The organism is Methylobacterium sp., from assembly GCF_028290105.1.
Lineage (GTDB): Bacteria > Pseudomonadota > Alphaproteobacteria > Rhizobiales > Beijerinckiaceae > Methylobacterium.
In genome coordinates this window covers 1-4,102 of sequence record NZ_JAQGKL010000218.1, presented here as the reverse complement: position 1 = coordinate 4,102, position 4,102 = coordinate 1, and the positions used below count along the sequence as shown (strand labels likewise).

Annotated in this window: 5 protein-coding genes and 1 pseudogene; 5 read left to right on the top strand and 1 reads right to left on the bottom strand. The window is 67.3% G+C overall.

The annotated features are described in order from the left end of the window. The 3 genes from JWQ05_RS15675 to JWQ05_RS15665 form a co-directional block, all read left to right on the top strand. A partial coding sequence (locus JWQ05_RS15675) for an ABC transporter ATP-binding protein (RefSeq protein WP_299660129.1) occupies positions 1–299 on the top strand: 299 nt, incomplete at its 5' end. Positions 300–338: 39 nt separating this feature from the next. Beyond that, positions 339–1,841, top strand: coding sequence for an amidase (locus tag JWQ05_RS15670; RefSeq protein WP_299660126.1), 1,503 nt, complete (start codon positions 339–341; stop codon positions 1,839–1,841). A 17-nt stretch (positions 1,842–1,858) separates the two neighbouring features. Next, the gene (locus JWQ05_RS15665) at positions 1,859–2,746 is read left to right on the top strand and encodes a polysaccharide deacetylase family protein (protein WP_299660123.1); all 888 of its coding nucleotides are present in this window, start codon (positions 1,859–1,861) and stop codon (positions 2,744–2,746) included. A 114-nt stretch (positions 2,747–2,860) separates the two neighbouring features. Here JWQ05_RS15665 and JWQ05_RS15660 read toward each other — a convergent pair whose 3' ends face one another. Beyond that, a complete protein-coding gene (locus tag JWQ05_RS15660; protein ID WP_299660120.1) occupies positions 2,861–3,265 on the bottom strand; it encodes a DUF4279 domain-containing protein in 405 nt (134 codons plus the stop codon). A gap of 79 nt (positions 3,266–3,344) precedes the next feature. On the opposite strand from JWQ05_RS15660, the gene JWQ05_RS15655 reads away from it, so the two are divergent. Next, the gene (locus JWQ05_RS15655) at positions 3,345–3,743 is read left to right on the top strand and encodes a hypothetical protein (protein WP_299660118.1); all 399 of its coding nucleotides are present in this window, start codon (positions 3,345–3,347) and stop codon (positions 3,741–3,743) included. A 220-nt stretch (positions 3,744–3,963) separates the two neighbouring features. Continuing rightward, positions 3,964–4,102, top strand: a pseudogene (locus tag JWQ05_RS15650) (PIG-L family deacetylase); the annotation flags it as partial.

The window sequence follows — 4,102 nt, the reverse complement described above, 5'->3', positions numbered from 1 at the left end:
ACCGCATCGGCGTGATGTATCTCGGGCGCGTGGTCGAGATCGCAGACGGACGGGACCTCTTCCGTGCTCCGAAACACCCCTACACGCGCATGCTCCTCGATGCGGTGCCGGATATCGGCCTCACCGGACGAAAGCGCGTCCCGGTCTCGGGCGAGATCCCGAACCCGATCGACCCGCCCTCGGGCTGCGCCTTCAACCCGCGCTGTCCTTTCGCCGACGCGCGCTGCCGGATGGAGGTTCCGGCCCTCATCGAGGGTGTGGCCTGCCACGCCTTCCAGGAGCGCCGGTTGCCGGCCTGACACTCGGCGGCGCATCTGAACGCCTTCTGGAGCGAGATGATGAGCACAGAACCAACACCGCCCACGGTCGGGAGTCGGTGTGCCGGAGGCGCCGACCAACCGGATCACGGGATTCTCGAACTGAGCGCCGTCGAACTTTCGGCCGCGATCCACGCCCGGCGCATCTCCTGCGCCGCCGTGATGAGCGCCTATCTCGACCAGATCGAGCGGGTGAATCCGGCGGTCAACGCCATCGTCGCCCTGCGCGAGCGCGCCGATCTCCTGGCCGCCGCCGAGGAGCGCGACGCACAGGCTGCGCGCGGCGAATTCCTCGGGCCCCTGCACGGCTTTCCCCTCGCCGTGAAGGATCTCGACGCCGTGAAGGGACTGCCTTTCACGCAAGGCTCGCCGATCTTTCGCGATCGCATCGCGGCGGCCGATTCCATCATGGTCAAGCGCCTGCGCAGGAGCGGCGCGATCATCGTCGGCAAGACCAACACGCCGGAATTCGGCCTCGGCTCGCAGACCTTCAACCCCGTCTACGGCGCCACCCGCAACGCCTACGACCCGACGAAGACCGCCGGTGGGTCGAGCGGGGGCGCGGCGGTCTCCGTCGCCCTGCACATGCAGCCCGTGGCCGATGGCAGCGACCATGCGGGATCGCTGCGCAACCCACCGGCCTTCAACAACCTGTTCGGGCTGCGCACAGGCTATGGCCGCATCCCGATCGAGGCCAAGGACGCGTTCACCGCCGGACTCGGCGTGTCGGGGGCGATCGGGCGCTCGCCGGCCGATATCGGCCTCCTGCTCTCGGTCCAGGCCGGCTACGACGCCCGGGTACCCTATTCCAACACCCAGGACCCGAGCGTTTTCGCCGAGGACCTGAAGCGGGATTTCACGGGCGCGCGCATCGCGTGGTTCGACGATCTCGGCGGCTACCTGCCCTTCGAGCCGGGCGTGCTCGACCTCGACCGCAGCGCGCTGTCCGCCTTCGAAACCCTCGGTGCCCGCGTGGAATGGGATCGCCCGCGCTTCGACATGGCCAAGGTCTGGCGCGACTGGCTGACCTTGCGGGCCTGGATGACCGCCTCGAACCTGCGTCCGCTCTACGACGAGCCGGCCTATCGCGCGCTCCTCAAGCCGGAGGCGATCTGGGAGGTCGAGCGCGGTCTGGCGCTCAGCGCCGATCAGGTCACCGCCGCCCAGGAGGGCCGCACCGCCTGGTACGAGGCCGTGCGCCGCTTTCAGGAGCGCTACGATTTCCTGGTGATGCCCTCCACGCAGGTCTTCCCGTTCGACGTGGAAGAGCGCTGGCCGAACTCCGTCGGCGGCCGCGCGATGGACACCTACCATCGCTGGATGGAGGTGGTGATCCCCGTGACCATGAGCGGCTTGCCCGCCCTCAACGTTCCGGCCGGATTCGATCCCGCCGGGCGCCCCTCCGGCATCCAGATCGTCGGCCCCAACAACGGCGAGCGTGCCTGCCTGCAACTTGGCGCCGCCTACGACGCCGCGACAAACTGGGTGAGCCGGCGCCGGCCGGCCCTGCTCGATCCGTCCTGATCCGCGAAAGACCCACGATGTCCGACACGCCGCATCACGGCCGCTACGGCTACAGCGCCCTGCCCGATCGCCCGGTCTACGACTGGCCCGGGGGGAAGCGCCTCGCGGTCTACGTCGCGCTCAACCTCGAAGGCTTCGACTTCGGGCGCGGTCTCGGCGCCGAGTTGGCGCCGGGCGGGCCGCAGCCGGACGTGCTGAACTACGCTTGGCGCGACTGGGGCAACCGCGTCGGAGCGTGGCGGGTCAAGGATACCCTCGACGCGCTCGGGCTCCCCGCGAGCGTCCTCGTCAACAGCCGCCTCTATGCCGATTGCCCGGGCCTGATCGAGGCGTTCCGGGCGCGCGGCGACGAGATCGTCGGGCATGGGCGCACCAATTCCGAGCGCCAGGGCGATCGCGACGAGGCCGGAGAGCGCGCCCTCATCGCGGAGGCGACCGCCATCCTGGCGAAACAGGAGGGCCAGGCGCCGAAGGGCTGGCTCGGCCCATGGATCTCGCAGAGCCGAAACACCCCGGATCTCCTGGTGGAAGCCGGCTACCGTTACCTCCTCGACTGGTGTCACGACGACCAGCCGACCTGGTTTGCGACCCGTGACGGCGGGCGCATCCTCGCTGTGCCCTATCCGCAGGAACTCAACGACATCCCCGCCATCGTGGCTCGCAAGGAGACCGGGCAGCAGTTCGCCGACGCCCTCGTCGACGCCTTCGACGAGATGCTGGAGCAATCGCGCAACGCGCCGCTCGTCATGGGTATCGCGCTGCACCCCTACATCGTCGGCCAGCCCCACCGGCTGCGCCCCTTGCGCCGAGCGCTCGCCCATATCGCGGCCCATCGCGACGACATCTGGTTGACCACGGCGGGTGCCATCGCGACCTTCGCGGAGGAGAGCGGCACCGCCGTCTAGTGGTCCAAATCTGACGCTTGGTACCCACCTGCGAAGTCCGCAACGGGTGGCAACCGGACTCCGGCCTTAAGCCCCGAAGCGTACGTTCCGCCTTCGACCGTTAGCAGCCCCTGATCAGTCCGAGCCGCCATAGATGTCCAGGCCAAGCCGCAAGCCACGGATGGCAAGCATCGACATCACCAGGGGCGACAACTCCGTCCCCTCGTTACCTTCCCGCATGAACAGCCCGCAGAAAACGTCGCACTCGTAGTGCTCGGACAGTTTGCGCCAGATGATCGGATCGCTCGGAAGCTTTGTGAGGAGTGCGCTGATCTGCGTGTTGAGATCGCCGGGCAGACCCGCATCAAGACGCCAGGACCCAGACCGGGCGACGACTTCGCGACCGGACGCAGTTCGATGGGTGTCGCCTCTGCGCGCGCAACCCGTAGGCTCGACGCCGAGCAAGCGCGTGATCTCGTCGGGATCAAGGGCCTCGCCGAAGATACGGAGGCCAACTGAAATGCGAGCAAGTTCAGGCATGCCGCCCATAATGGCCCTACGGTGAACGTCCGCAATCCATCCGTAGCGGGGCCGATGGGATAATGGTTCACTCATCGGCATGGTTGCCGATTCGAACAACCCATTAGACGAACCCTGGCGCGCGTTGAGGCCGGAGGAGGTCGCGGTACTCGGCCTTCTTCTCGCCACCAACTTCCCTGGCCGGAGTGAGCTTGCAGCCCAAGCACGTTCGGCTCTCGCGCGTCGCATAGATCGCGAGGGCAGCGTACGTTTTCAGACCAATAAGCCGCAGGCGGAAGTTCGAGAACGTGTTCCGGTCGAGGGTTACTACCACTACGACGGCTCCGGGCCGGGTCTGCATAGACCGGCCATCAATCTCCTCCTGCACGTGGTCGATGGGCGCTTGCACGAGCTTGAAGTTTACAAGGACGACGGCAGCGCCATCCTGATCGACCCCTTCGTGGTCCCGCTCGCAGAGATCGAAGTCTTCACAAACTAAGGTCCGCAGATCACCCAACCCGGTCGTATTCTCAAATTCCCACAAGCAGCCTGAAAGCCGACCTTACTAAAGGCCGCTCAGGGTCGGAAGCGGCTTCTCGCGGCGGGTACCAAGCGTCAGATTGCGACAACTAGGAACCGCGCCCGTTCAGACGGCGATCAGGCAGGCCAGGGTAGATGGGATCACGCGCGTCGTCCGCGCCGTCACCCGAGCCCGCCCCATGCACGCCGACGCCTTCCTTGCCGCCGCCGAACGTCTGCCGGTGGCTGACCTCGACACCCTGACGGGCGGCACCGGCCTCGTCGTCGTGGCCCCCCATCCCGACGACGAGAGCCTCGGCTGCGGCGGCGTGATGGCGG

Coding starts and splice junctions, on each gene's coding strand:
- JWQ05_RS15670 (WP_299660126.1), top strand. CDS start 339: ATGAGCACAGAACCAACACCGCCCACGGTCGGGAGTCGGTGTGCCGGA.
- JWQ05_RS15665 (WP_299660123.1), top strand. CDS start 1,859: ATGTCCGACACGCCGCATCACGGCCGCTACGGCTACAGCGCCCTGCCC.
- JWQ05_RS15660 (WP_299660120.1), bottom strand. CDS start 3,265: ATGCCTGAACTTGCTCGCATTTCAGTTGGCCTCCGTATCTTCGGCGAG.
- JWQ05_RS15655 (WP_299660118.1), top strand. CDS start 3,345: ATGGTTGCCGATTCGAACAACCCATTAGACGAACCCTGGCGCGCGTTG.